The sequence below is a fragment of the Halovenus aranensis genome (genome assembly GCF_900100385.1).
Taxonomy (GTDB): Archaea; Halobacteriota; Halobacteria; order Halobacteriales; family Haloarculaceae; genus Halovenus; species Halovenus aranensis.
The window spans coordinates 47728-71451 of record NZ_FNFC01000006.1; the positions used below are offsets into that span (position 1 = coordinate 47728).

22 protein-coding genes are annotated in these 23724 nt (G+C 62.5%); 12 read left to right on the plus strand and 10 right to left on the minus strand.

Translation table 11 applies throughout. From position 1 onward, the window contains the following. Positions 1–4 precede the first annotated feature (4 nt). Entirely contained in the window at positions 5–1615 is a 1611-nt protein-coding gene (locus tag BLR34_RS07360) for a GTPBP1 family GTP-binding protein (RefSeq protein WP_092701405.1), read from the plus strand. 126 nt (positions 1616–1741) lie between these two features. Here BLR34_RS07360 and BLR34_RS07365 read toward each other — a convergent pair whose 3' ends face one another. Then, positions 1742–2266 (minus strand): GNAT family N-acetyltransferase, encoded by a 525-nt coding sequence (locus BLR34_RS07365; RefSeq protein ID WP_092701408.1) that lies wholly within the window; start codon positions 2264–2266, stop codon positions 1742–1744. Between the two features lie 97 nt (positions 2267–2363). Continuing rightward, the gene (locus BLR34_RS16915; RefSeq protein WP_176765265.1) at positions 2364–2531 is read right to left on the minus strand and encodes a DUF7331 family protein; all 168 of its coding nucleotides are present in this window, start codon (positions 2529–2531) and stop codon (positions 2364–2366) included. Between the two features lie 401 nt (positions 2532–2932). Here BLR34_RS16915 and BLR34_RS07370 point away from each other — a divergent pair, with 401 nt between their 5' ends. The 3 genes from BLR34_RS07370 to BLR34_RS07380 all read left to right on the plus strand — a co-directional run bounded on the left by BLR34_RS07370 (position 2933) and on the right by BLR34_RS07380 (position 6068). Further along, complete coding sequence (locus tag BLR34_RS07370; RefSeq protein WP_176765266.1) at positions 2933–4432, plus strand: hypothetical protein; 1500 nt, start codon at positions 2933–2935, stop codon at positions 4430–4432. Further along, entirely contained in the window at positions 4429–5025 is a 597-nt protein-coding gene (locus tag BLR34_RS07375) for a spermatogenesis-associated protein 2 (protein ID WP_092701414.1), read from the plus strand. Before BLR34_RS07370 ends, BLR34_RS07375 begins: the two co-directional genes overlap by 4 nt. A gap of 86 nt (positions 5026–5111) precedes the next feature. Beyond that, positions 5112–6068 (plus strand): D-2-hydroxyacid dehydrogenase, encoded by a 957-nt coding sequence (locus BLR34_RS07380; RefSeq protein WP_092701417.1) that lies wholly within the window; start codon positions 5112–5114, stop codon positions 6066–6068. A gap of 11 nt (positions 6069–6079) precedes the next feature. Here the strand turns inward: BLR34_RS07380 and BLR34_RS07385 are convergent, their stop codons facing one another. Beyond that, entirely contained in the window at positions 6080–7294 is a 1215-nt protein-coding gene (locus tag BLR34_RS07385) for an aminotransferase-like domain-containing protein (protein WP_092701420.1), read from the minus strand. A 130-nt stretch (positions 7295–7424) separates the two neighbouring features. Here BLR34_RS07385 and eif1A point away from each other — a divergent pair, with 130 nt between their 5' ends. Beyond that, positions 7425–7709: a translation initiation factor eIF-1A gene (gene eif1A, locus BLR34_RS07390; RefSeq protein WP_092701423.1), complete on the plus strand. Its 285-nt coding sequence runs from the start codon at positions 7425–7427 to the stop codon at positions 7707–7709. A gap of 195 nt (positions 7710–7904) precedes the next feature. Here eif1A and BLR34_RS07395 read toward each other — a convergent pair whose 3' ends face one another. Continuing rightward, entirely contained in the window at positions 7905–8099 is a 195-nt protein-coding gene (locus BLR34_RS07395) for a cold-shock protein (protein ID WP_092701426.1), read from the minus strand. A 222-nt stretch (positions 8100–8321) separates the two neighbouring features. Between BLR34_RS07395 and BLR34_RS07400 the strand changes: the two genes are divergently transcribed. Together BLR34_RS07400 and BLR34_RS07405 are read left to right on the plus strand one after the other, a co-directional pair. After that, the gene (locus BLR34_RS07400) at positions 8322–9113 is read left to right on the plus strand and encodes an ABC transporter ATP-binding protein (protein ID WP_092701429.1); all 792 of its coding nucleotides are present in this window, start codon (positions 8322–8324) and stop codon (positions 9111–9113) included. Then, complete coding sequence (locus BLR34_RS07405) at positions 9110–11485, plus strand: type II CAAX endopeptidase family protein (protein WP_092701432.1); 2376 nt, start codon at positions 9110–9112, stop codon at positions 11483–11485. Before BLR34_RS07400 ends, BLR34_RS07405 begins: the two co-directional genes overlap by 4 nt. Here BLR34_RS07405 and BLR34_RS07410 read toward each other — a convergent pair. Together BLR34_RS07410 and BLR34_RS07415 are read right to left on the minus strand one after the other, a co-directional pair. Continuing rightward, positions 11482–11892: an RNA-binding domain-containing protein gene (locus BLR34_RS07410; RefSeq protein ID WP_092701435.1), complete on the minus strand. Its 411-nt coding sequence runs from the start codon at positions 11890–11892 to the stop codon at positions 11482–11484. The genes BLR34_RS07405 and BLR34_RS07410 overlap by 4 nt on opposite strands. After that, the gene (locus BLR34_RS07415; RefSeq protein WP_092701438.1) at positions 11889–12434 is read right to left on the minus strand and encodes an AAA family ATPase; all 546 of its coding nucleotides are present in this window, start codon (positions 12432–12434) and stop codon (positions 11889–11891) included. The genes BLR34_RS07410 and BLR34_RS07415 overlap by 4 nt, the downstream gene beginning before the upstream one ends. Before the next feature lie 103 nt (positions 12435–12537). On the opposite strand from BLR34_RS07415, the gene BLR34_RS07420 reads away from it, so the two are divergent. Next, positions 12538–13842, plus strand: a complete 1305-nt coding sequence (locus BLR34_RS07420; protein ID WP_092701441.1) for a M28 family metallopeptidase — start codon at positions 12538–12540, stop codon at positions 13840–13842. A gap of 60 nt (positions 13843–13902) precedes the next feature. Further along, positions 13903–14334, plus strand: a complete 432-nt coding sequence (locus tag BLR34_RS07425) for a CBS domain-containing protein (RefSeq protein WP_092701444.1) — start codon at positions 13903–13905, stop codon at positions 14332–14334. 45 nt (positions 14335–14379) lie between these two features. Here the strand turns inward: BLR34_RS07425 and BLR34_RS07430 are convergent, their stop codons facing one another. Continuing rightward, positions 14380–15099 (minus strand): SAM-dependent methyltransferase, encoded by a 720-nt coding sequence (locus tag BLR34_RS07430; RefSeq protein WP_092701447.1) that lies wholly within the window; start codon positions 15097–15099, stop codon positions 14380–14382. A 246-nt stretch (positions 15100–15345) separates the two neighbouring features. On the opposite strand from BLR34_RS07430, the gene BLR34_RS07435 reads away from it, so the two are divergent. Beyond that, positions 15346–16545 carry a DUF418 domain-containing protein gene (locus BLR34_RS07435; RefSeq protein WP_092701450.1) on the plus strand — a complete coding sequence of 400 codons (1200 nt, stop codon included), beginning with the start codon at positions 15346–15348 and terminating at the stop codon, positions 16543–16545. Here BLR34_RS07435 and hisD read toward each other — a convergent pair. From hisD to purB, 3 genes are read right to left on the minus strand one after another with little or no spacing between them, the layout of a single operon-like run. Continuing rightward, entirely contained in the window at positions 16542–17807 is a 1266-nt protein-coding gene (gene hisD / locus BLR34_RS07440; RefSeq protein WP_092701452.1) for a histidinol dehydrogenase, read from the minus strand. The two genes, BLR34_RS07435 and hisD, sit on opposite strands and share 4 nt — an antisense overlap. A 41-nt stretch (positions 17808–17848) precedes the next feature. After that, complete coding sequence (serA, locus tag BLR34_RS07445) at positions 17849–19438, minus strand: phosphoglycerate dehydrogenase (protein ID WP_092701455.1); 1590 nt, start codon at positions 19436–19438, stop codon at positions 17849–17851. A gap of 48 nt (positions 19439–19486) precedes the next feature. Next, entirely contained in the window at positions 19487–20875 is a 1389-nt protein-coding gene (gene purB, locus BLR34_RS07450) for an adenylosuccinate lyase (protein WP_092701458.1), read from the minus strand. Positions 20876–20966: 91 nt separating this feature from the next. Between purB and tmcA the strand changes: the two genes are divergently transcribed. After that, on the plus strand, positions 20967–23174 hold the full coding sequence (tmcA, locus tag BLR34_RS07455; RefSeq protein ID WP_092701818.1) for a tRNA(Met) cytidine acetyltransferase TmcA: 2208 nt from the start codon (positions 20967–20969) through the stop codon (positions 23172–23174). 47 nt (positions 23175–23221) lie between these two features. After that, the gene (locus BLR34_RS07460; protein ID WP_092701462.1) at positions 23222–23704 is read left to right on the plus strand and encodes a DUF456 family protein; all 483 of its coding nucleotides are present in this window, start codon (positions 23222–23224) and stop codon (positions 23702–23704) included. Positions 23705–23724 lie beyond the last annotated feature (20 nt).

The window sequence follows — 23724 nt, forward strand, 5'->3', positions numbered from 1 at the left end:
GCGCATGAGCCCCGAAAAGGCCGCTCTCAGGCGCGCTATCGACAAAGGCGAGCGCGAGGGTGGCAGTGTCGAGTTCAAAGAGCGGCTCAGCAAAGACCTCCACCTCCAGGATGGGAGACGCGAGAGTCTGGTGGCACAGCTCCGCCACCGTGTGCTGTCGGGCGACGGCGAGGCTACGTACGTCATCGGTGTCACCGATAACGGCGGGATAACTGGCATTCCGATAGCGGAGTTCTCCGAGTCGATGGATGTACTCTCTCTCCTGGCTGATGAGGCCGGTACACACATCGAAAACGTCGAGACGTGGGGCGAAGACGAGACAGGAGAGCCCGACCGACTCGTGGGCGTCGCGACGGTTCGGGAGGGGCCAGTGATGAACAACGACGAGCACATCGTGGTCGGCACTGCAGGGCACGTCGACCACGGGAAATCGACCCTCGTTGGCTCTCTCGTGACAGGAGAACCAGACGACGGTGAAGGCGGCACCCGAAGCTTCCTCGACGTCCAGCCTCACGAGGTCGAACGAGGGCTGTCTGCTGACCTCTCCTATGGTGTCTACGGGTTCGACGCCGACGGGCCGATACGGATGGATAACCCTCATCGAAAAGGCGACCGGGCTCGCATCGTCGAGGAGGCCGACCGTCTGGTCTCGTTCGTCGACACTGTCGGCCACGAGCCGTGGCTTCGAACGACGATTCGCGGGCTGGTCGGCCAGAAACTCGACTACGGTCTCCTGACGGTTGCGGCTGACGACGGACCAACCGAGACGGCCCGAGAGCACCTCGGCATCCTTCTCGCGACAGAGCTGCCGACTATCGTCGCGATTACGAAGGCCGACCTCGTAGACGACGAGCGGCTGGCGACCGTCGAGCGCGATGTCGAGAGACTCCTCCGGGACGCTGACAAGACACCACTGCGTGTCGACCGTTACGGGACCCAGACTGCTATCGAGGAAATCGACGAGACTGTCGTGCCGATTGTGACCACCAGTGCGGTCACACAAGAGGGACTGGGAACGCTTGACCAACTCTTCGAACAGTTGCCGAAAACAGGGACTGCACACGAGGACGAACAGTTTCGGATGTACGTCGACCGAACGTACAACGTTACCGGCGTCGGACCAGTCGCCTCGGGAACAATCAAATCCGGCGCGGTCGAAGCGGGTGACGAGCTGTTACTCGGGCCGTTACCGAACGGCGAGTTCCGCGAGGTCGAGGTCAGGAGCATCGAGATGCACTACCACCGTGTCGACAGGGCCACCGCCGGGCGTATTGTCGGTATTGCCCTCAAGAACATCAGCGAACGCGATATCGAACGCGGCATGGTGCTAGTGCCACGGGACAGCAACCCCGAGCCAGTCCGTGAGTTCGAAGCCGAAGTGATGGTGTTGAACCATCCGACACGCATCGACCAGGGGTACGAGCCGGTCGTCCACCTAGAGACTGTCAGCGAAGCGGCAGTCATCAATCCGTCTGGCGGCCAACTCCTGCCCGGCGACTCGGGGACGGCCCGAATCAGATTCAAATTCCGGCCATATCTCGTTGAGGAGGGCCAGCGGTTCGTTTTCCGTGAGGGTCACAGCAAAGGCGTCGGGACAGTCCGTTCTACCGAGTGAGCTGTACCGGCATATCGGGACAACTCGGACAGCCTTTAGGACACGTTCGGATGAACAGAACGCAGATTCGCTCCTTGCCAGCGTGGCTGTCGCCTCGGCGCTGTCCCTCTCTTGCAGTGGGGCGTATTACTGGTCAGGAACCGCGACAACGTCGGGGACAGTGGTTCGTTCGAGTACACGACGCTGCTCTGGCGGCAGGTCACGCGACTGAAACACCGCCAGTCCGTCGTTGTATCGACTGGACTTTCTCGCCCCGGTGGGGTCGTATTCCATCACGAGTTCTGCAATTCCGGTTTCACGGCCACAGTATCTGAATCCCGCACTGTAACAGGCACGGTAGGCGAGTGGATTGTTCACTGCAATCGTGACGGTATCGTACGTATCGCCTTCGAGCGCATCAGCGGTAAACCGCAACAGCCGTGACCCGATTCCCTCTCCCTTGCGGTCCTCGCGAACAGTCACGTATCTGAGGTGGCCGGTGCCCGGGGAGTCACGGTCCGCGTTGAACGCGACAGCACCCACGACATCTCCCTCGGTAGCGACGCTTTTCCCGGTCGACGACATCACGAACTTCCCGGCGTATGCGAACTCCCTGTAGTCGAGTTCGAGCGTGGGGCCGTCTGACGGGTAGCCGACTATCGTGTACTCCATCTCGGTCAGTATCTATCCTTTCCGGTCGCCGCTGAAAAAAGACGCGGCTGGTACGTTCGCAGTCGCAAAATCGAACCGCCAAGAAATATGCCCGCGGTTATTGACGGTCGTCGAGAGCGAATGCTACTGTCGACTGAATCCAGGCTTGGTGATTCTCTCGGTCGTAGATGACGTACTCCTCGTCGCCGATGTTGAGCTCGGCGTACCGGGATTCTTCGTTCTCGACAACCGGTGCATCCGTATCGTCCGCGGTGTTCGTGCTCATGGTTGATGCGGCCAAAGGCCGTCTTTGCCTCCACTTTGTCATTATCTCCCACAGTATAAAAACCTCTTGCCGGGTTATCACCTGTGAGAACACACGCAGAGTACCTCAAATCGAGTCTTACTGGCATGTTAATCGGTTTTACATTGTGATAACTGCAGTAACAGTCTGACCGGACCGAGCCGATTCGAGGAGGTCCACGGTATAGAACGAAAAATGACACGGTGTGATTCTGTTCCTCGGATACATAGATTTCGAGCAAATCGGCGAAAATGGCTCCAAAAATAGAGATATTGTTGGTATGTACACTTTACAAAATATATGATCTCTTAGTTGTCTGGCGATTGAGACTGGCTGGCCCGGTAATTTTAACAGGGATACCATTGAATCCACGGATGCGAAAAATGTCAGGGAGAGGGTCGAACGGAGGTTCTGAAACGCAATCGTATCGGGGCGAAATATCGGACACGCTTGAGTCTATAACGCTGCACGAGGAGCTCGACTTTGACCTCAATATCACAGAGGCGCAGTACAAGAGCAATCACGATATTCAGGGAGAACTCCAGCTCGACCTCGTGCCGACGAAAGAGGCACTCAGAAACAGACAGTCCAAACCAACGAACATCTTTTCAGAGCTTGGGAAGCTTGCTGGAAAGGGGCTCCCATTCCAGGGGTACCCAGGCACGCGGGTGCACGTAGGTATCTCAGAGCGCTCCGAGGAAGACCAGAACGACGCGAGCATGAATCCTGCCGAAGATGGTCTTCCGGCAAACGACACACTGTCTTTCGACTGTGATTGGGAAGCTCGTGAACTCAAAGACGCACTCGCAGAGGACGAAGGCAAACGTCTCCAGCGAGCGTACGACATCGAGGGATATCCGAGTGAACAGCTCCCTCTCATCGTCCGGGCGAAGCTGTACCGCGACGCTGTCGAACTCTTTCGCAAACAACAGGGCGGCGGGCCAGACCCACGCCAGACCAGGGAGCGAGAGCAACGCGACCGGCAGCGGAAAAACGAGCGGGCCAAATACGAGGGGCTGGCAGCGCTGTCGATCGCGCTCGAACACCGCGAGAACGTCGGGGGAAGCGACCAGAAGCTTCGACTCGACAGGTTCCGGGTCGATATGTCACGGACCTTCCCTGACATCGAGTTCGTGCCCGAGCAGGGCTCGACGTACAACCCCGAACAAAAACGCGTGGAGTGGAACAGTCGAATCAGCAGTCCCGGCGACGTAACCCGGTACGTTATTATCGGCCCTATCGGTCAGCTGCTGGACCTGAACCACATCTCAGCCGAGGTAACTGGACAGATTGTCGGCTCGTCGCTCAGCGGCAAGGTGATTTCCGGCGCCTTCGACGAGAGTGGGAAATCTATCTGGCGCTCGGTCAATGCCAGCCACGAGGTCGACGTGGACTGCTCCATCGAAATCGACCCGGACGCACTGAGCGGCGAGGTTCAGAAAAAGACCGAAGCCACGTTCAATGTCGTTGGACTCCCGGAAAACATCTACTCCGAACTCGAAAACATCTGCCGCCGCGAGGGGATACACGTCCGCGACCAGCGTGCACCGGCAGAAGCCGAACCTGCGGCCGACAGAGAAGGCGTCTGGGAGGTCAAAGGGAAAGAGGACCGCGGCGAACTAGATATCAAACGTGAGTTCGGGAATCGTGGCGTGGTTTACGCCTCGATTCTCGTCACCGGCGAGTACACTCCCTCGTCGAAAGAACAACACGTCTCTGCGTCAGAGGATAGCTCGGACAAACTCGTCCGTGCCGACGAGGGCGCACTGGACCGACGCGGCCGGACGCAGGTCGAAATCAACGCGCGGTCGGCCTCCTCGGATCTGAACACCGAACTCATCAATACGTTCGAGGAGGCGTTCCCGGGGGGTGAGGCGAAATGAAACCAAAAGCGAACACCTGTACGAACGACCGGTCGAACGCGGTCGGCGTCTGTGGCGAATGTGGCTCGTTCCTATGTGAGGACTGTACGAACCGGTTTGTCGACCCAGCGTTCCGGTCGTTCCATCCTGGCGGGATACAGCGCCTCGTCGCTGGCGTCGTGTTACTCGCCGCGGTGCCGTTTGCGCTGTACAACTTCGACATCGTGGGCGCGCTGTACGACGCAATCTGGGGCCACTCGGTCTTTCTGCGGAAGGGACTCGTTCAGTCGTCGGTCATCCTCGGGGTCGCTCTCCTGCTCGGGACCTGGGTCCGAACCGGCGATTCGCCGGGATTGATTACGGGCAACTCCCACGAACGCCTCCTCTGTCAGTCGTGTTACCAGAACCGCCGAACCGCGAAGCTCATTTCGCGTCTCGTCACGGTACTCGCGATTGTGGTAATCGTCTGGGGCGTGTATACCGTCGCGACTGACGGCTCGCGCAACCCCAACGGGAACCTCTTTTTCTGGGAGCTCAGGCGTATCGCGGCAGGCGTTGGGATATACCTGCTCCGAGACCAAATCACACTCGTTATCGAGCAGCTGCGGCGGTAACGCCGGAGTTCGTTCTTGCCGCGGAGAACTTGGTCGGCCGACCGAGTTCGTCAGCCGTAATTAGGTGGCGGTCGAATCCCACCGCCATGGAGAGCAATCGGTCGCTGTTACTTGCCCACACCGTCTCGCCTGAATGGTCCTGTGCGCTGTGTAACAAACTCGAAACGCGACTCCCCTCCGGAGCCGTCGAGAACGCCGTAACGCCTGCCGAGACGCGCGCCTCTATCGAAGCCACCGAGATGCTCGTCGTCGGGCAACTTGAACCCGAGTGGCTCGACCACGCTCGCCGGCTGAAACTGGTCCAGTCGCTCTGGGCCGGCGTCGATATGTATCCACGCGACGATATCGAGGAGGCAGGGGTGTCGATGGCGAATGCGGCCGGCGTCCACGCACAGCCGATTGCCGAGCAGGTTCTCGGCTACATGCTTCAGTTCGAACGTGGCCTGCGGGAAGCCATGGTAAACCACAGACGTGGCGTCTGGGAGTCGATTCGCGGCGGCGAGCTGGGGACGAAAACCGTCGGTATCATCGGCGTCGGCGCTATCGGGTCGCGGGTTGCAGAGTTAGCGAGTGCGTTCGGGATGGAGACCATCGGAACGAAGCGGGATACGTCGACGACACCCGACGCCCTCGACGAGGTGTTTCCTGCCGAGGAGTATCACAAACTGCTCACACGAGCGGAGTACGTGGTCGTTGCCTGTCCGTTGACCGACCAGACCGAACACCTCCTGGGCATCGACGAGTTCCGTCTGATGAATCGCGATAGCGTACTCATCAACGTGGCTCGCGGCGAGATTGTCGACCAGGACGACCTCGTCAGGGCACTCCAGTACGGACTCATCGACGGCGCTGCCCTCGACGTCTTCGAGGAGGAGCCACTTCCCGCCGACTCACTTCTGTGGGACCTCTCGAACGTTGTCGTCACCCCGCACATGGCCTGGACGACGTCGGAGACGACCGAGCGGTGGGCCGACCTGATTGCAGACAATTATCGCGCCCTCGCCGACAACACACCGGCAGACATCACGAACAGAGTGCTGTAATCTCGGACACCTTATCTCGCCTGCTCGATACTGGCTGCCAATGCTTCGATTCCCGCGGTAATCTCGGGCTTTTTCACGTAAGTAAACGAGAGCCTAAGCTCGTTATCGCCGGCAGGGCCGGGATAGAACAGCGAGCCCGGCAGATACGTGACACCGGCTTCGGCGGCGGATTGTAACATCGCGTCGGCATCGACGCTGTCGGGGAGCGTGACCCAGATAAAGAAGCCACCAGCCGGCGTGGTCCAGTCTACGTCAGCAGGCATGTTCGCATCGAGTTCAGCGAGCATGTGGTCCCGCTTCTCTCCGTAGACACGGCGAAGTTCTGGCAGGCTGTCCTGGAGGCGACCAGACCCGCAGTAGTGGCCGACGAAGGCCTCCGTGAGCGTGTTCGTTCCCCCGGCAGCGACTGTATCCGCAGCCTCTTGAATCCGTGTAGGCGCTGTCAGCCACCCCATCCGGACGCCGGGCGCGAGCGTCTTTGCGAACGAGCCGACCCGGATGACGTGGTCGGTATCAGTCATCGTGGCAAGTGGCGGTGGGGCCTCCTCGTCTATCCAGAGGTCGCTGTAGGCCCCGTCTTCGAGGATGGCGAAATCGAACTCTTCGGCGAGTTCGAGCAGGTGTCCGCGTCGCTCTCGCGAGAGAGTCGTCCCGGTCGGGTTGTGAAAGTCTGGTATCGTATAGACCAGCGTTGGCATCTCGTCGCCTCGCTCACGCCTGTCTCGCAGCGTCGTTGCCAACTGCTCGACGACCATTCCGTCGTCGTCGACTGGCACGGAGATAATGTCGACGCCGAAGTTTCTGAAGACGCCCAGCGCACCCATGAACGTCGGCCCTTCGACGATAATCGTGTCGCCCGGGTCGAGAAACGCGCGACAGACGGTATCGATTGCGTGTGTCGCGCCGTTTGTCACCAGCAGGTCGTGCGTCTCGAAATCGATGCCGCGCTCGCGCTCCTGTTCGATAAGAAACGAGCGCAGCGACTCCCTGTACTCTCCGCCACCGTACTGGAGGGCGTCGTCGCCTTCTTCGGCGAGAACGTCACCGAACGACTCCTCGAGAGCAGTCTGTGGAAATAGGTCCGGGTCCGGAAAGCCGTAGCTCAGTGACACCGCATCCTCGGTCGCAATATTTCGCCAACTCCCGTACGCAGACCTGTCGATAGCGTCCCGGACGGGGGCTGTGAGCATCTCCTCCAGTGGGGTGGGTGGCTTGTCCTCTGACATCTGACGAGTGACCGTCAGTCCTACGCGGGCTAAAGTGTGTAGGAAGTGACTCCGCACCCGCTTCCGTCGCCGGGTCAAAGGCTGACACGCGTCACGCAGGACTTTACCGTTTCCGGCTCGTACCGAGACTGTGACTGAGGAAAACGGGCGCCGGAACCTCCGGATGCCCAACGACGACGAGCTGTTCGCGGTCGTTACCCGCCACGACGGCGGTAATCACGTCCGCGTGCAGTGTGAAGATGGCAAAGACCGACTCGGCCGTATTCCAGGCCGAATGAAGTACCGCACGTGGATAGAAGAGGGAGACGTGGTGCTCGTCGAACCGTGGGACTGGCAAGACGAGAAAGCCAACATCGAGTGGCGATACACCAACCAGAACGCCGAGCAGCTCCGTAGCGAAGGCCACATCGACTGACGAACGCTTCTCTGAGTCTCGACTGATAGAGACACATTCGAGTTTCGACTGCCGATTCCTCTACAGTCAGCCCTGCTGGTAGACGGTCCGTAGTGACGACCGCACAGCGCTGTTGCTCTGCGGTGTGTGAGTAAAGATGGTCGGTCGCGTGCCGTCGAGAGACCGCAGACGACCGCAGTGAGATTCGAACCCTCGTTAGAGGCGAACGACGTTTTTCGCGCGCGGGCCTTTCGGGGCCTGCTCGATGTCGAATTCGATTTCGGTACCTTCAGTCAGGTCTTCACCGCCAACGTCCTCCATGTGGAAGAAAACGTCTTCGTCCGCGTCTTCTGTGTCGATGAAACCGTAGCCGCCAGTGTCGTTGAAGAAATCAACCTTACCGTTTGCCATTGCAACTATCCCCAGCAGGGGTACACGGATAAGGGTGTCGAAGCTGTAATCTAACTGGGTAAATGATGTACAATCGTTTTCCAGCTCGGTCGGTCGATGGACAGTTGATTGCCGTTCGGCCGGGAGAGCGTTCACTGTGGGCTCGAAGGCCACCTGCGAGAGGTTCCAGAGCGGCGGTATCGATTCATAAACGGTTTTGTATCACAGTTGAACACTCGAAGTATGTATCCACCACAGGGCGATGGGGCTGGCCGGTCAGAGGCCGCTGGTGAGGCGGCTATCGCGGCCAGTGGACTGAGTAAACGGTACGGAGAGACACTCGCTGTTTCTGACCTCGACCTGACGATTCCGCAGGGAAGCGTCTACGGCTTCCTCGGGCCGAACGGAGCCGGCAAGACGACGACTATCGAAATGTTAACTTCGCTGCTCCCGCCCACCAGCGGTGACGCGTCGGTGATGGGCGTCCCCGTCTCGGAGCGCGACCGGGTCAAACAGCACCTCGGCTACCTGCCACACGAGCCGCCGGTCTACGAATCATACACCGCACGCGAACAGCTCGCCTACGCGGCGGATATCCGGAATCTGGATATCTCGACGTCCGACGACCGCATCGATACCTTGCTCGACCGCATCGACCTGCTGGACGTGGCCGACGAGCGAATCGGCACCTACTCACAGGGGATGCGTCGGAAAGTTGGCCTCGTCCAGGCGCTTTTGCACGACCCCGACGTTGCCTTTCTCGACGAACCGACGAGCGGTCTCGACCCACGGGCCTCCCGGACGGTCATCGACCTGATTACCGAACAGGTCACTACGGGGACGACCGTGTTCCTCTCATCACACATCCTGCCCGTCGTCGAGGAACTCGCCGATACGGTTGGAGTTCTCTACGAGGGAGAGCTGGTCGCAGAGGATACGCCGACAGCCCTCATCGAGCGCACAGAGTCTGAAACCGGCCAGGGGACGCTCGAAGCAGCATTCCTCGACATCACGACGGACGAACGAGCGTTATGACAGTCGACCTGTCCGCCCTCTGGCGCGACCTCCGCATCGGCTGGACCATCGCGTACGGTGAGGCTCTCGACCTCTGGCGACGCAACGATTCCCGGCGACAGCGTGCCATCTACGGCTTTCTCGCGTTGCTGGTGTTGCCCGCGATGTTGCTGCTGGTCAAGCAGGGGTACGCTCTCGGGGCCACAACCGCCGACGGGGCGGATGTCCCGATTGTGGCGACGGCGCGAAACCTCTTGTTGCCGGGACTTGTTGCCTTCGCCGTCCTGGGTGGGCTTGGGGCCGTCCAGTCGCTCGCACGTGACCCCGTACAGCCGCTGTTGCTGACGAGCGCTCCCACACGGGCAATCGTCGTCGGGAATCTGTTGTACTTGCTGGGGACGTGGCTCGTGCCGATGTGTCTGGTGGCTGTGCCGCTGGTCGCGTACGCTGTCGGCGCGGCGGCACCGCTGTTCCCAGTCGCGGCAATCGTCTTCGGGATACCACTGCTGTTCGTGACGTTGCTTATTGGCCTCACGCTCGCGTATCTCGTCTGGGTCGGCATCGAGCGACTTGGCCTCCCCGAGTACGCCCGCCGTATCGTGACTGCGTCTGTCACACTCATCGTCTTCGTACTCGCGTTTACGGGCGGCTTTCTCTCTGGCCAAGCAAGCGCAACAGTCGACCAGCTCCCGACGGGTGACCCCGCGACGCCGCTTGGCTGGTACGCTGACCTGTTGTTCGTCGGGTCACCAGTCGCGGACCCGCTCGGCTGGCAGACGCTGTTTGCAGCCGCGCTCGTCTTTGCCGCAATTCCGGCCATCTTTGCCGTCCAGGTACGCATCGCGCCCGCCTTCTGGTACGCGACGCCCAAAACTGCCGACGAGGACGACACCGAGCCATCCGGCGGACGGCCCGTCTTCGAGCAGACGCCGAGTGCGACAATCGGCCGACAGGACGGACTCCTGTCTCGCTCGGCGACGCTCCGAGCAGGGCTGGGATACGTCCGTGGTGCGGTTCGCCGACCCGACCAGTACGTCTATCTCCTCTATTATCTCTTTCCGGTACTCGCAGTGCTCCTTCCCATAGGGCTGGAGACGCCGGCACTGCTTGGCCCGACACTCGGCGGGAGTCTCGTGGTGTTAGGTGTCTGGCTGGCTGGCGGAGTGGTCTGCCTAAACCCGCTGGGAACCGAGGGCGCGATGCTCTCACAGCTCGTCCTCGCGCGGACGCCGGCACGCACGTTCGTTCATGCGCGCCTGCTCGTGGGAGTTTGCCTCGGTCTCGCCGTCGGTCTCGCTGGAGCCGTCCTCTATCTCGCGACGGGGCCGTTTATTACTCTCGGCCGTACACTCGCCGTCGTGCCGTTGCTCGTCGGTGTCGTCGTCACGAGCGCGGCCTTTGCACTCGGAATCGGCTCGGCGCTCCCGAAGTTCGAGACGACCGAAGTCTTCGACAGCGTCGAGACGGTCGCTCCGTCTATCATTGCGGCCCTGATTCACGGTGGTGTAACGCTTCTCGCTACCTGCCTGGCCGTCGCACTCGGTGCACTGCTGACAACGCCCGAGACACCTCTCTCTGGCTGGGAGGGTATCGCCGCTTTCGGGCTGTTCTGTGTCGTGATGCTCGTCGTCACTGACGGGTCGCGGCGGTACGCGGTCGCACGCCTACGTAATTACGGTCGCATGCGGGTCGAACCCGGCGGCCTGTTTCACGTGTACGCCAGTCTCGTACTCGCGGTCGGTGCCGTCGTCGTCGGGCAGGCCGTCGGTAGCTCTGTCGCGTTGCTCGTCGGACTGGACCGGCCCGTCGCGTTGCTTCTCCCGCTGTTGTTCGTCGCCGAGTACGCCGGATACGTCCTCGTCGTCGCCGGGTTCCTCTATGTTACCCGCCGCGGCCGCGCCTATCTCGACGTATGTCGCCCGTCACGGCGTGACCTCCTGCTTGGCCTCGGTGGCGTCACTGTGTCTGTCGGGGTGTGGGCGGTCGCGAGTCTCCTCATCTCTGGGCTTGGACTCCCGGTCGCGGACCATCCACTGTTCAGTGCCGAGGAGGGTGACCCCTGGCTGTTGCTCGCACTCGTTCCGCTGGTCTTGTTTGTCAACGCGCCCGTCGAAGAACTCCTGTACCGTAACGTCGTCCAGAAATACCTCGGGGAACGGTTCTCCCCGACGACTGCGGTGATGCTGGCGAGTGCTCTCTTCGCACTGGCACACGTCCCGGCCTACCTCGGTAACAACATCCTCGCTACAGGGGTGACGCTGAGCCTGCTGTTTGCAGTCTCGTGTGTCTGGGGGACGGTTTATCTCCGGACGGAGAACGTGCTCGTCGTTGCGGGAGTCCACGGCTGTTACAATGTGCTCCTCGTCGCTGGCGCGTATCTCGCGACGGTCTAGTCGGTGTCGACAGGCGCGCCGTCTTGGGTCCGCGGCGCGAGATAATCGATAAACTCCTCGACTGATGGCTCGTCGACCGTTACCTGAACCGCAATAGCGCCGAGTTCGCCCGGTTCGTCGACGACGAAGTTGACGACGCCCTCGACGGCGGCCTGTTTGTTCAGCCGGAACGAAAACGAGTCGCCACGACGGTTGTCGAAGAAGACGCCGCGTGCGGTGTCGAGTATCTCCTGTCTGTGAAGCAGTTCGGAGAGGTGTTCGAGGTCGTGTACCCCTGCGGTCAACTCGCCGTGCTGGAAGGTTGGTTCGGCAGGCGGGAAGATGTTCGACATCCCGTCTGCGACGCGGTCTGTCACCTCTGTGTCGTACACCGGTGCGGTGATTTCGACGTCGATGCTGTGTATCATTGTTTGTCGAGTATGTCAGCCATCGTTTCGTGAAAGGCCTCTAGACTGCCGTCGTTTTCGAGCACCAGGTCGGCCCGGTCCATGGCCTCGTCCATACCGAAACTCAGCTCGCGCTCGTCGCGGTCTGCCAGTGACTCGCCGCCATCGTCCTCGCTGGCGTCGCGCCCGCGCAGTTCCAGCCGTTCGGCTCGCATCTCGAAGGGGGCCTCGATACGGACCAGCGTGAACGACGAGCCAAACGCCTCTTCGAAGGCGTCGACCTCGACATCCGAGCGGATGCCGTCGACGAGGACCGTCTCGCTGTTTTCAAGCTCGGCCTCGATGAGCGGGAGCGAGCGCTCGGCCACCGCGGCTGGGCCGTTCTCCTCGCGCAGCGCCTGTGCAATCGCCCCGTGGTTCGTCGCGGGGTCGAGCCCCCGGTCGCGGCACTCTTGCCGGATGACGTCGCCCATCGTCACCACCGGAACACCCATCTCCCGGGCAACCGTTGCCGCCTCGCTCTTGCCGCTGCCCGGTAACCCGACCGTACCGATGACTGTCATTGGCGGGAGTTGGCTCACCCGCCGGATAAACACTGCGAACGGCCGCGGTCGAGTATCTTGCTGAAACCAATAGGTTCAGGTCTGGGGCCCCGCTTGTGCCGGTATGGCACGGCTCGATACCCGGGTTATCGGTGACGCGCATCGCAACGGCATCGCATGGGAGACACTCGTCTCGCTGGTCGATATCGAGAACAGGATGGCTGCCCACGACGGCGAACACGAGGGCGCACAGGCGATTGCCGACACCTTCGAGGAGGTCGGGCTTCGAGAAGTCACCATCGAGGAGTTCGAAGTCCCCGGCTGGTGGCGTAGCTCGTCGACGCTCGACCTCGCGGGACGCGGGAGTTACAGACACCAGCATCAGGTACTCGCGCTCCCGGGGACGCCAGCGGGCGAAGAGACTGCCGAACTGGTCGATGTCGGGCACGGTACGCCCGCCGAGTTCGACGAGGCAGACATCGAGGGCAAGCTTGCGATGGCATCGAGCAAGACGCCCGAGGACCACGACCGCTGGATTCACCGCAAGGAAAAGTACGAAGCTGCCATCGAGGGCGGTGCGGTCGGGTTCGTCTTCCGCAACCACGTCGAGGGCTGTCTCCCACCGACCGGGGGTATCCACCAGGGCGACGACCCCGGCGCGATACCGGCTGTCGGCGTCTCGCGCGAACTCGGCCACCGGCTGGTGCGTCACTGCGAGGACGCTGTCGAGGCGACGCTGTCCGTCGATTGCCACAACGAGACGGCGACCTCACAGAACGTCTCGGGCGTCATCGGTCCGGACACCGACGAGCGGATTCTGGTCACCGCACACCACGACGCTCACGATATCGCAGAGGGTGCCGAGGACAACGGCGCTGGCTCGGCACTCGTCTGTGAGGTGGCCCGCCTGTTCTCACAGCTTGCCGACGAGTTGGCTGTCGGCGTCGAGTTTACCACGTTCGGGGCCGAGGAAACCGGACTTCGTGGCTCCGGACACATGGCAGAAACACGCGACCTCGACGAGATTCGGGCGGTCGTCAACCTCGATGCCATCGGTGGCTCGCGGTCGCTCGGCGTCGGCACCCACGGCTTCGACGAACTCACCGCGACGTTCGAGGCCGTCGCAGATGCGCTCGATACGCCTGTCGAAGTCGACGAGGATATCAAGCCACACAGCGACCACTGGCCGTTCGTCCAGGAGGGCGTGCCCGGCATCATGGCCTACTCCGTCTCCGAGTCGGACGGTCGAGGCTGGGGGCACACACACGCGGATACTCTCGACAAGCTCGACAAGCGAGACTTCCGTGACCTCGCCGTTGTTCTCTCGGCCGGCGTCCTGAAGCTCGCAACAGAGGAGTTCGTCCCCGAACGCGTCGACCCCGACACGATTGAGGACCGTGCGACAGAACAGGGTCTCGACATCAGCTGAGGATTCGAGTCGACCTGGGTGTGCGACAGACTTTCACACACCGCGCCCGAAACGTAGGTAATGACGGGACGAGAGATTCCGTCGGTTCGGGACGTGTACGTCGGAAACGTGATGACAGAAGGGGTGGAAACGATAGCAAGCGACCGCACGGCGGCCGATGCAGCCAGCCGTCTCTACGAATCCGGTATCGGCTCACTGCTGGTCGATGGCGAGGACGGACGGCCTGACGGGATTATCACCGAGACCGACTTCGTCGAACTCGCAGCCGTCGGACAGGACCCGACGACGCCGACCGTCGCAGACTGCATGAGCTCGCCGGTCCTGACTGCTTCGACAGACGAAACGCTGGACGACGTTGCCGAACTGATGGCAGACCGGAATGTAAAGAAGGTCCCGATAACCGAGACACGGGCGGGAACCGTCGTCGGGATGGTCACCACGACCGACATCGCGAAATATCTCCCGGTCCGTGAGTTCCATCCCGAACGGTGAGCGAGAGTGTTGTGGCTGATACTGGTCTGTTGTCACTGACTGTAACTACTTCGAGAGCGCGACACAGTAGTGATACGCCGAATCGCCCTCGCCGTACCGCACCGCTGTCACCTCCCAGGCGGTCCCAACAGTCGCCTCTCTGAACCGCTCGGGACTGAACAGTCGAAAGAGCAGTATATCGCTGACCGCTCCCTCGTATTCGAAGCTCATCACCCGGGATGCAAGCCCTGGCGTCGGGTCCGGCCGGTAGCCGAGTAACTCACTCGCTTCGTCTCGCTCGGGGTCGTAGCTGTCGATTACCGCCGTTCCATCCGGCTCGGTAACCACAGCGAGGTCGTGCAGAAACGCCCGAAGCCCGTCTATCGAGCCGGTGAGTCCGGCCTGTGTTCCGAACGCGAGCGCCGACTGGAACCGGTCACGGCCGAACGCGGCCGTGAGGTCGAACATGTCCACGTTGCGCGGATCTGTGACCCCGCGGTCGTCCATCAGCGAGACGAGGTGGTCACTCTCCTCGATTGCGACTGTCTCAAACTGCTCTTGGAAGTACAGCGCGTGTTTCCCTGCCCCGGCACCCATATCCAACAACGGTCCATCCAGCAACGAGTCGAACCAGTCGGCCCATGCGGCCTCACTGGTGTACTCCTCGAAATAGAACTTCTCGATAGGGTGGGCAAGCCGCTGCTCGCCGTCGCGCTGTACCAGTGGTTCTCCTCGCCGGCCGTGGTAGTGGTCTGCCAGTGCACGGCCAAAGGGGTCTGCTGTCATTCAGGCCCCTGTTTTCGCCCGGATATAATAAATTCACAATGACATGTGTTTTCTGGTACCGAGAAACGATATTGTCGCTGCCCCCAGCGTCCGGCACGACGGGAGTTGGCACAGAGATACAATCGCTTTAGTGGCTACCACGCGACAGCACAGATAACGAATGTGGCACGCAGGAAACCGCGCTGCCGTCCGCCGTGAGCGACCGATGGGCCGACAACCAGCAGGCGACCGCCGAGGGCACTACCGATGAGTTCCGAGAACGGCCCGACTCCCCCCTCAGAGCGAATCGTCGCGCTCGATGCCTTGCGTGGATTCGCGCTACTGGGCATCCTCGTCATCAACATCCGGCTGTTCTCGATGCCGGAAATTGTCCTCTCGAATCCGACCGCGTACGGCGACTTCACGGGTCCCAACTACTGGGCGTGGTTCGTGGGTCACGTCTTAGCCGAACAGAAGTTCATCACGCTGTTCACGATTCTGTTCGGTGGTGGCCTCTTGCTCTTTACCAGAAACGCCGAGAAAAAGGGGAAAGAGCCGCTTACACTGTTTTTCAAACGCTCGGGCTGGCTCGTTGCCTTCGGACTCGTTCACGCCTACGCGCTGTGGTACGGTGACATTCTCGTCGCCTACGGCGTGACTGCCTTTTTCGTCGTCTTTCTCCGCGACCACGACGTGCGGAGTCTCCTCGGTATCGCGGTCGTTCTCCTCGCGATACCCTCCTTGACCGAGGTGTCCGTCGCTCTGACGAGCGAAGCGAGCCAGCTCGCGAGTTCGCTCGACCCTGCCGCGTCTGTGCTCCAGAGCGAAATCGAGACCTACCAGAGCGGCTGGGTCGAACAACTCGACCACCGGGTGTCGACCTCCTTCCGACGACAGACCCAGGGATATCTGGGCTACACGTTCTGGCGGGTCGCCGGGGCCATGGTGTTGGGGATGGCGCTGTTCAAACAGGGGATTCTCACTAACGAGCGCTCGTCCACGTTCTATCGGCGACTCATGCTCGCTGGCGGTGTCGCTGGCCTGTCGCTGACGCTGGCTGGGGTCGCCTTTATCGAAGCCAACGAGTGGGCTATCGATTCGATTCTCTACTGGCAGCAGTTCAATTACTGGGGGAGCTTCCTGCTCGCTGGCGGATACATCGGCGCAATTATGCTGTTCTCGCGACGTTTCGCTGACGGTGTCGTGACCAAAGGGCTGGCGGCCGTCGGCAGGACCGCCTTCAGCAACTATATACTCCAGACCGTCGTCGCGACCACTATTTTCTATGGTCACGGGCTCGGACAGTTCGGCCAGGTGACCCGCGTCGAGGCGCTCTCTCTCGTCGTCATCATCTGGCTGGTGCAGATACCGCTCTCGGTCCTGTGGCTCCGATATTTCCGGTTCGGCCCGATGGAGTGGCTCTGGCGGCTGGTCACTTACGAGTCCGTGCCGCCGCTTCGGCGTTAACGTCGCTTCTCGATGCTCTCTGCGTGAGCGTCGAGGCCCTCAGTTCTTGCCAGCGTCGTGACGGCGTCGGCTATCTCGTCTAGCCCCCCTTCGGAGAGACGCTGGACAGTCGAGGAGCGAAGGAACGTCTCGACTGAGAGCCCGCCAACTCGCTTGGCTTCTCCACCGGTTGGCAACACGTGGTTGGGGCCGCTGGCGTAGTCGCCCGCGGCGACGGGGCTGTACGGCCCGAGGAAGACCGACCCGGCGTTGTCGATGCGTGCAAGCAACTCCTCGTCGTCGTCGGCGACGATAGACAGGTGTTCGACCGCGTACTCGTCGGTAAAGAGCGCCGCCTCGCTCATCGACCGGGCGAGGAAGACCCCGCTTGCCTCGTTTTCGAATGCGTCCTCAATGACATCGGAACGGGCGGCCTCCTCGGCCTGACTGCTGGCCTCGGCGGCGATTGCTTCGGCAAGGTCTTCGTCTACGGTCACAGCGGCCACCGCAGCGTCGGTATCGTGTTCTGCCTGGGCGACGAGGTCGCTTGCGACAAGCTCGGGGTCCGCTGTCTCGTCGGCGAGGACCAGCACCTCGCTCGGACCGGCTAGGAAGTCGATGTTTACGTCACCACGCACCTCGGCCTTGGCGGCGGTCACCCACTTGTTGCCCGGGCCGACGACAACGTCACAGGCGTTGACTGTTTCGGTTCCGTAGGCGAGCGCGGCGATTGCCTGCGCACCCCCGACCTGATAGACGGCGTCTGCGCCGGCGACTTCGATCGCCGCCAGCGTGGCCGGCGAGATTTCATCGGCAGGCGGTGTCGCCACGGCCACGTGGTCGACACCAGCTACTTTTGCTGGAATGACACCCATCAGCGCGCTCGACGGATACGAAGCAGTCCCACCGGGCGCATAGACGCCGGCCGAAGAGAGTGGCCTGAACCGCCGTCCGAGTTCGCGGCCGTCGAACTCCTCGCGCCAGTCCTCGGGCCTCTGGCGCTCGTGGAAGGTGCGGATGTTCTCGGCGGCGGTCTCGATTGCCGAAAGCACGTCGTCGTCGACCGCGTCGACTGCCCGCTCTGCCTTGTCAGTAATGTCGATTGTCCCGACGGTGACGCCGTCGAACTCCTCGGCGTAGTCCCGAAGCGCAACGTCACCCGCCTCGCGGACGCGGTCGAGTATCTCCGCAACGTCGTCTCGGACAGCGGCGACTCCACTCGAACGCTCGAAGATAGCGCGCCGCGTCGCTGGCGTCAGCTCTGCGGTCCTGCGTACGTCCATACCTGCTAGTTCGGTGCCGTCACTAACTGTCTGTCGCTCTCTCACTCGCCGTTGTCGAGCGAGATATATCGCGTTTCGATAATCCGGTCGTCTTCTCCCAGGCGCGCCAGCACAGGGTCAGAGACCGAGTCGTCGAGGTTGTAGACCGACAGCGCCTCGCCGCCAATCGTCTCGCGACCGTTGAACATGCCCGCGATGTTCACGTCCTCTTCGCCGAGTACCGAGCCGATGAAGCCGATAACGCCCGGCTCGTCGGTGTTCCGTGCGACGAGCATGTGCCCGTGTGGGACGGCGTCGACGCGGTAGCCGTCGATGCGGACGATGCGGGGGTCTTCGCCGGCAAAGAGCGTCCCGCAGACGCTCACGCTCTCGTCGCTGTTGCCCGCTGTGACGGTAACAAGCGACTGGAAGTCCTCGGCGTGTCGCGTCTTCGTCTCGATTACCTCGATACCGCGCTGGTCGGCGACGCGGGGGGCGTTGACCGCGTTGACCTGCCACTCCAGGGGCTCGAAGACGCCTTTCAGCGCGCTCGCGGTCACGAAGTCGACATCTTCGTCCGCGATATCCCCCGCGTAGGAGACTTCCACCTGCTCGACGCGACCGTCCAGCAACTGGACGGCAATCTCTCCTGCGGTGTCTGCAAGACCGACGTATGGCTCGATTGCCGGGTACGAACTCTCGTCGATGGAGGGGGCGTTGAGTGCGTTCGTGACGGGTTCGTTCTCGAAGGCCGCGAGCACCTGCTCGGCCGTCGAGACTGCGACGTTCTCCTGTGCCGCCTCGGTCGACGCTCCCAGGTGAGGGGTCACGATGACCTCCTCGACGTCGAGCAGTGGGTTGTCCGGCGAGACCGGCTCCTCGGCGAATACGTCAACTGCCGCCCCTTTGAGAATCCCGTCCTCGACGGCCTCGGCCAGTGCGGCCTCGTCGACGATACCGCCTCGGGCGCAGTTGATGACGTAGCCACCCTCGAGTTGGGCGAGTTCTGCTTCGCCGATCATGTTCTCGGTCTCGTCGGTCAGCGGCGTGTGAATCGTCAGGAAATCAGCCGCCTGCAGACAGTCGTCGAGGCTCTCGACCAGCTCCGCGCCGAACTGCGAGGCCCTGTCCTCGCTGATGTAGGGGTCAAAAACCACCACGTCCATCCCGAGGCTGGTGAGCCGTTTGGCGACCTCCTGGCCGACCCGGCCGAAGCCGACGACGCCGAGGGTCTTGTCGTTCACTTCGGTCCCGAGGAACTCGCCTTTCGCCCAGGTTCCCCCCGAGAGCCGGGCGTGTGCCTGAGGAATCGAACGTGCGGAGGCAAAGGTCATCGCGACCGTGTGCTCGGCCGCGGCGCGGACGTTCCCTTCGGGCGCGTTCGCGACGACGACGCCGTTGTCCGTCGCCGCGTCCAGGTCGATGTTGTCGACGCCGATGCCGGCACGACCGACGATGAGGAGGTCCTCGGCCGCTTCGAAGACCTCTCGGGTGACCTCCGTGCCCGAGCGAACGATGAGCGCGTGGACGCCCGAGACGGCTTCGAGCAGTTCCTCGTCGCTCAGCGCGTACGACTTCTCGACCTCGTGGCCGTTGTCTTCGAGCAGCTCGATGCCCGCCGAGGCTATCGGGTCCGTCACCAGTACCTTCATGCCCCGAGCATGTGCGGGTGGGGAGATAACGTTTGTTTTCTCCCGGCCTCAGCCGTCGATGTCGTCGACCATACTCGCGCCAACGCCGGTGTATTCCGCCGGCGTCAGCGCCTGCAACTCCTCGCGAACCTCCGCGGGAACGTCGAGCGTTCCGAACAGCTCCTGGAAATCGGCAAGCGTCACGTCCTCCCCGCGGGTCAGCGTTTTGACCCGCTCGTAGGCGTCGGTGTGGCCCTCGCGGCGGAGTATCGTCTGAACGGCCTCGCCGAGTATCTCCGGCGTCGATTCGAGGTCCTCGGCCATCACCTGCTCGTTGGGGACGACCTTCGAGAGGCCGGTCTGGAGCTTTTCGTAGCCGATGAGGCAGTGACCGAATGCCGCGCCAATATTGCGTTTCACGGTCGAATCAGAGAGGTCGCGCTGGAGCCGCGAGCGCGTGAGATACTCCCCGAGGAAGCCGAGGTCTGCGTTCGCTTTCGAGAGGTTCCCCTCGCTGTTCTCGAAGTCGATTGGGTTCACCTTGTGTGGCATCGTCGAAGAGCCCGTCTCGCCCTCGACGGCCTCTTGGCCGAGATAGCGGTCAGAGACATAGAGCCACATATCCACGTCGAGGTCGAGCAAGACGTTGTTCGCGCCACGGAGCGCGTCGAACAGTTCGGCGAGGTCGTCACAGGGGTTGACCTGCGTCGTCAGCGGCTCGTGGTCGAGCCCCAGGCCGTCGACGAACGCGCGGCTGAACGACCGCCAGTCGACGTTCGGGTACGCCACATCGTGGGCCGCGTACGTTCCGCTCGCGCCCGCCAGCTTGCCAGACAGCGATCCGGCCGCCGCCTCGATGCGACCGAGCTGTTGGCCGAGCCGCGAGGCGTAGACGGCCATCTCCTTGCCGAAGGTGGTCGGCGTCGCGGGCTGGCCGTGGGTGCGTGCGAGCATCGGCAGGTCGCGGTACTCCTGAGCCATCGCCGCGAGCGCGTCTCGGGCCTCTCGGAGCGACGGGACGAGCACCTCCGTGACTGCGGGGCCGACGAGCAGCCGGTAGGCGAGGTTGTTCACGTCCTCGCTGGTGAGCCCGAAATGAATCCACTCGGCACAGTCGAGCCCCGCAGGCAGCCCGTCGCGGATGAAGTACTCGACGGCTTTCACGTCGTGGTTGGTCGCTTCGTATTCGCCGTACCCGGTCGTTTCGAGCTGTTTGACAACCTCGGCGTCCTCGGCGTCGAACGATTCATAGAGGGCACGGAGGTGAGCGCGCTGTTGCTCGTCGATAGCGAGCGGCGTCACGTCGAGGTCTGCCAGCGCGATGAGATACTCTACTTCGACCTCGACTCGCGTACGCATGAGCGCACGCTCGCCGACGTAGGCTGTGAGCGGTTCGGTGTAGCGAGCGTACCGCCCGTCGAGGGGCGATACCGCCTCGTAGCTGGTCCGGTCGGTCATATCTGTCCATGCTCGACAGGCTCGAAAAAGCCTACCGGTCGATATCTCACGTTTAACTACGGTGGGGCTGTTACGGGGGGATACGACAGTGATAGACCAGGTGCGCGCTCTGCTGGCTCAGGCCCGCGAGGACGACCAGCGCCGGCTGCTCGTTCTCTCTGGAAGGCCTGCTAACACGCGGGAGCTGGCCGCCGAGATACTCGACGGCGTCGACCTCCCGCTTGGCGAGACCAGCTACGTTGGTCCGGCAGACTCCTTACAGTGTGAGACACTCGGCTACAACAGGGCCGCCGACCTCCTCGGAACGACGAGGTCGGCGGTCGTCCTCGACTGTCACGAGCGGTGTGAGCCGAACCACATCGGCCAACTCGTCGGTACCGTCGACGGCGGGGGGCTGTTCGTGTTACTTACGCCGCCACTCGATACCTGGAGCGAGCGCCGCGACGACTTCGACGAGACCCTCGCCGTCCCGCCGTTCGAGACGGCAGACGTGACGGGATGGTTCCGGAAGCGGCTGGCTGGCACGCTCGACACACACAGAGGGGTCGCAGTAGTCGACGCGGACACGCGAACCGTCGAGCGCAACGGCCTCGTCGAGTACGGCCCGCCGGCGCGCCGCCAGGGAAGCGACAGCTCGGCCGACCACTCGTTTCCCGGTGAGGCCTACGACCGCTGTATAACCGCCGACCAGCGGGCGGCGCTCGACTCGCTCGAAGCCCTGTGCGATACCGGCGAGGCGGTCGTCGTCGAGGCCAACCGCGGGCGGGGGAAATCAGCTATCGCCGGCTTCGCCGCCGCCAGTCTCGCCCACGCCGGTCACGATATCGTCGTCACCGGGCCGCAGTACCGCAACGTCGCCACGCTCATCGAGCACGCTCAGGGGCTGCTCGCTGAGCTGGAGAGTCTCGACGGGGCGAGGCCAGACGACAACCCCCGCGTCCTCGACAGCCACGGGACCGTCCGGTATGTCCCCGTCGAGGACCTGGACTCGTTAGATTCTCCCGACTGCTTGATTGTCGACGAGGCGGCTGCGCTCCCAGTTCGCCGGCTCGAATCGACACTCGCCGTCCCGTCGGTCGCGTACATCACGACCACACACGGCTACGAGGGGACCGGCCGCGGGTTCGCCGTCCGGTTCCGAGAGCGACTGCGTGACGGCCAACACGACGTAACCGAGGTGGGACTGTCGACACCGGTCCGGCACGCGCCCGGTGACCCGGTCGAGGTCTGGTCGTTCCGGGCGCTGGCACTCGACGCCCACCCGCCGGTCAGCGGCGTACTCGCCGGTGCGTCTCCCGAATCTGTGACCTTCCGGCGGCTGTCGAGCGAACAGTTGTGTGCCGACGAGACGCTTCTCCGGGAAGTGTTCGGGTTGCTCGTGTTTGCACACTACCGGACCGAACCCAACGACCTGATGCGCCTGCTCGACGCGCCGAATGTCTCCGTCCACGGGCTCTTTCAGGACGGTCACCCGGTTTCGGTCGCACTGCTCTCACAGGAGGGCGGGCTCTCTCCTGACACCTGCAAGCGGGTGTACGAGGGCGAGCGTATCAGGGGGAACATGATTCCCGACGTGCTCACGAGCCAACTCCGGGACCGCTCGGCGGGCGAGACACTGGGGTACCGGGTGATGCGCATCGCGACACACGGGGACGTGCGCTCCGTGGGCTTTGGCTCGCGGCTGCTCGATGAACTCGCCCGGGAGTACAGTGATGCCGACTGGCTCGGTGTCGGATACGGCGCGACCGCCGACCTCGTCGCGTTTTGGCGACAGAACGACTTTGCACCGGTCCATCTATCGACGACGCGAAACCGCCGGAGCGGCGAACACTCGGTCATCATGCTCCGCCCGCTTTCGCCGGCAGGCGAGGAGTTGCTCTCGACACACACAGAGTGGTTTCTCGAACGCCTCCCCGAGACGCTCCCGGACGCGCTGGCTGACGCCGACACCGATGTCGTCCGTGCCGTCTGTCGCGCCGTCGAGACGACGCCGACAGTCGAGGTGAGTGAGTTTGGCCGGCGACACCTCGTGTCGGTCGCGTCCGGTCCCGGTATCTTCGAGACAGCGCCCGGCCCGGTTCGGTCGCTCGCGCTGGCCGCACTCGTCGACGGCCCTGAGTCGTCCCTTTTAGCACGTGAGGAGCGCCTGCTCGTCGGGCGGTGTCTTCAATTACGTCCCGCCGAGACCGTTGCAGCGAACCTCGACTACGACGCCGCCTCGACCTGTAACCGTGCACTGGGTGGCGTCGTCGAGACGTTGCTCGGGGAGTACGACCTCGACGACGCGGAAAGCAATTGAGTTTGCGACCGTGACACTAACCATCGAGGAGCCCGAACCTACTGCTGATGTCGACACTCACCCTCCTCGCGCTGGCCCTGCTGGTCGCCGGTGCCGTCACCTCGATACTCCCACAGACACCCGGCGAGATGCCGCTCTCGCTGGCGGGTGTCTACCTCTACTGGTGGGAGACGGGCTTTACCGCTCCCTCGACAAGCGTGGTGGTCGTGTTGACGCTGCTCGGGTTGTTCGTCATCGCGTCGCAGTTCATCGGCCCGGTCATCGCCGCGAAGGTAAGCGGCGCGTCGACGACAGTCGCCACCGTCGCTGGCGTCGTGAGTACGGTTCTGTTCGTTCTCTGGGGGCCAACTGTCTCGCTCGCCGGGCTGTTTGTCACCGTCTTCGCCTTCGAGTACCGACGACGCGGCGACCTGCTCGGTAGCCTGGTCTCGTCGGTCGTCGTCGTCCTCCAGTCGTTCGGCCAGAAGGTCGTGAAGGTGCTCGTCAGCCTCGTCATCCTTGGTGTGATGGTCGTGGTCATCCTCCTGTAGCTCCTGGTTTAAGTCGCTCG

Coding starts and splice junctions, on each gene's coding strand:
- BLR34_RS07370 (WP_176765266.1), top strand. CDS start 2,933: ATGTCAGGGAGAGGGTCGAACGGAGGTTCTGAAACGCAATCGTATCGG.
- BLR34_RS07380 (WP_092701417.1), top strand. CDS start 5,112: ATGGAGAGCAATCGGTCGCTGTTACTTGCCCACACCGTCTCGCCTGAA.
- BLR34_RS07365 (WP_092701408.1), bottom strand. CDS start 2,266: ATGGAGTACACGATAGTCGGCTACCCGTCAGACGGCCCCACGCTCGAA.
- BLR34_RS07420 (WP_092701441.1), top strand. CDS start 12,538: ATGGCACGGCTCGATACCCGGGTTATCGGTGACGCGCATCGCAACGGC.
- BLR34_RS07400 (WP_092701429.1), top strand. CDS start 8,322: ATGTATCCACCACAGGGCGATGGGGCTGGCCGGTCAGAGGCCGCTGGT.
- hisD (WP_092701452.1), bottom strand. CDS start 17,807: ATGGACGTACGCAGGACCGCAGAGCTGACGCCAGCGACGCGGCGCGCT.
- BLR34_RS07435 (WP_092701450.1), top strand. CDS start 15,346: ATGAGTTCCGAGAACGGCCCGACTCCCCCCTCAGAGCGAATCGTCGCG.
- BLR34_RS07430 (WP_092701447.1), bottom strand. CDS start 15,099: ATGACAGCAGACCCCTTTGGCCGTGCACTGGCAGACCACTACCACGGC.
- BLR34_RS07395 (WP_092701426.1), bottom strand. CDS start 8,099: ATGGCAAACGGTAAGGTTGATTTCTTCAACGACACTGGCGGCTACGGT.
- serA (WP_092701455.1), bottom strand. CDS start 19,438: ATGAAGGTACTGGTGACGGACCCGATAGCCTCGGCGGGCATCGAGCTG.
- BLR34_RS07385 (WP_092701420.1), bottom strand. CDS start 7,294: ATGTCAGAGGACAAGCCACCCACCCCACTGGAGGAGATGCTCACAGCC.
- BLR34_RS07460 (WP_092701462.1), top strand. CDS start 23,222: ATGTCGACACTCACCCTCCTCGCGCTGGCCCTGCTGGTCGCCGGTGCC.
- BLR34_RS07375 (WP_092701414.1), top strand. CDS start 4,429: ATGAAACCAAAAGCGAACACCTGTACGAACGACCGGTCGAACGCGGTC.
- BLR34_RS07410 (WP_092701435.1), bottom strand. CDS start 11,892: ATGATACACAGCATCGACGTCGAAATCACCGCACCGGTGTACGACACA.
- purB (WP_092701458.1), bottom strand. CDS start 20,875: ATGACCGACCGGACCAGCTACGAGGCGGTATCGCCCCTCGACGGGCGG.
- BLR34_RS07360 (WP_092701405.1), top strand. CDS start 5: ATGAGCCCCGAAAAGGCCGCTCTCAGGCGCGCTATCGACAAAGGCGAG.
- BLR34_RS07425 (WP_092701444.1), top strand. CDS start 13,903: ATGACGGGACGAGAGATTCCGTCGGTTCGGGACGTGTACGTCGGAAAC.
- BLR34_RS16915 (WP_176765265.1), bottom strand. CDS start 2,531: ATGAGCACGAACACCGCGGACGATACGGATGCACCGGTTGTCGAGAAC.
- BLR34_RS07415 (WP_092701438.1), bottom strand. CDS start 12,434: ATGACAGTCATCGGTACGGTCGGGTTACCGGGCAGCGGCAAGAGCGAG.
- BLR34_RS07405 (WP_092701432.1), top strand. CDS start 9,110: ATGACAGTCGACCTGTCCGCCCTCTGGCGCGACCTCCGCATCGGCTGG.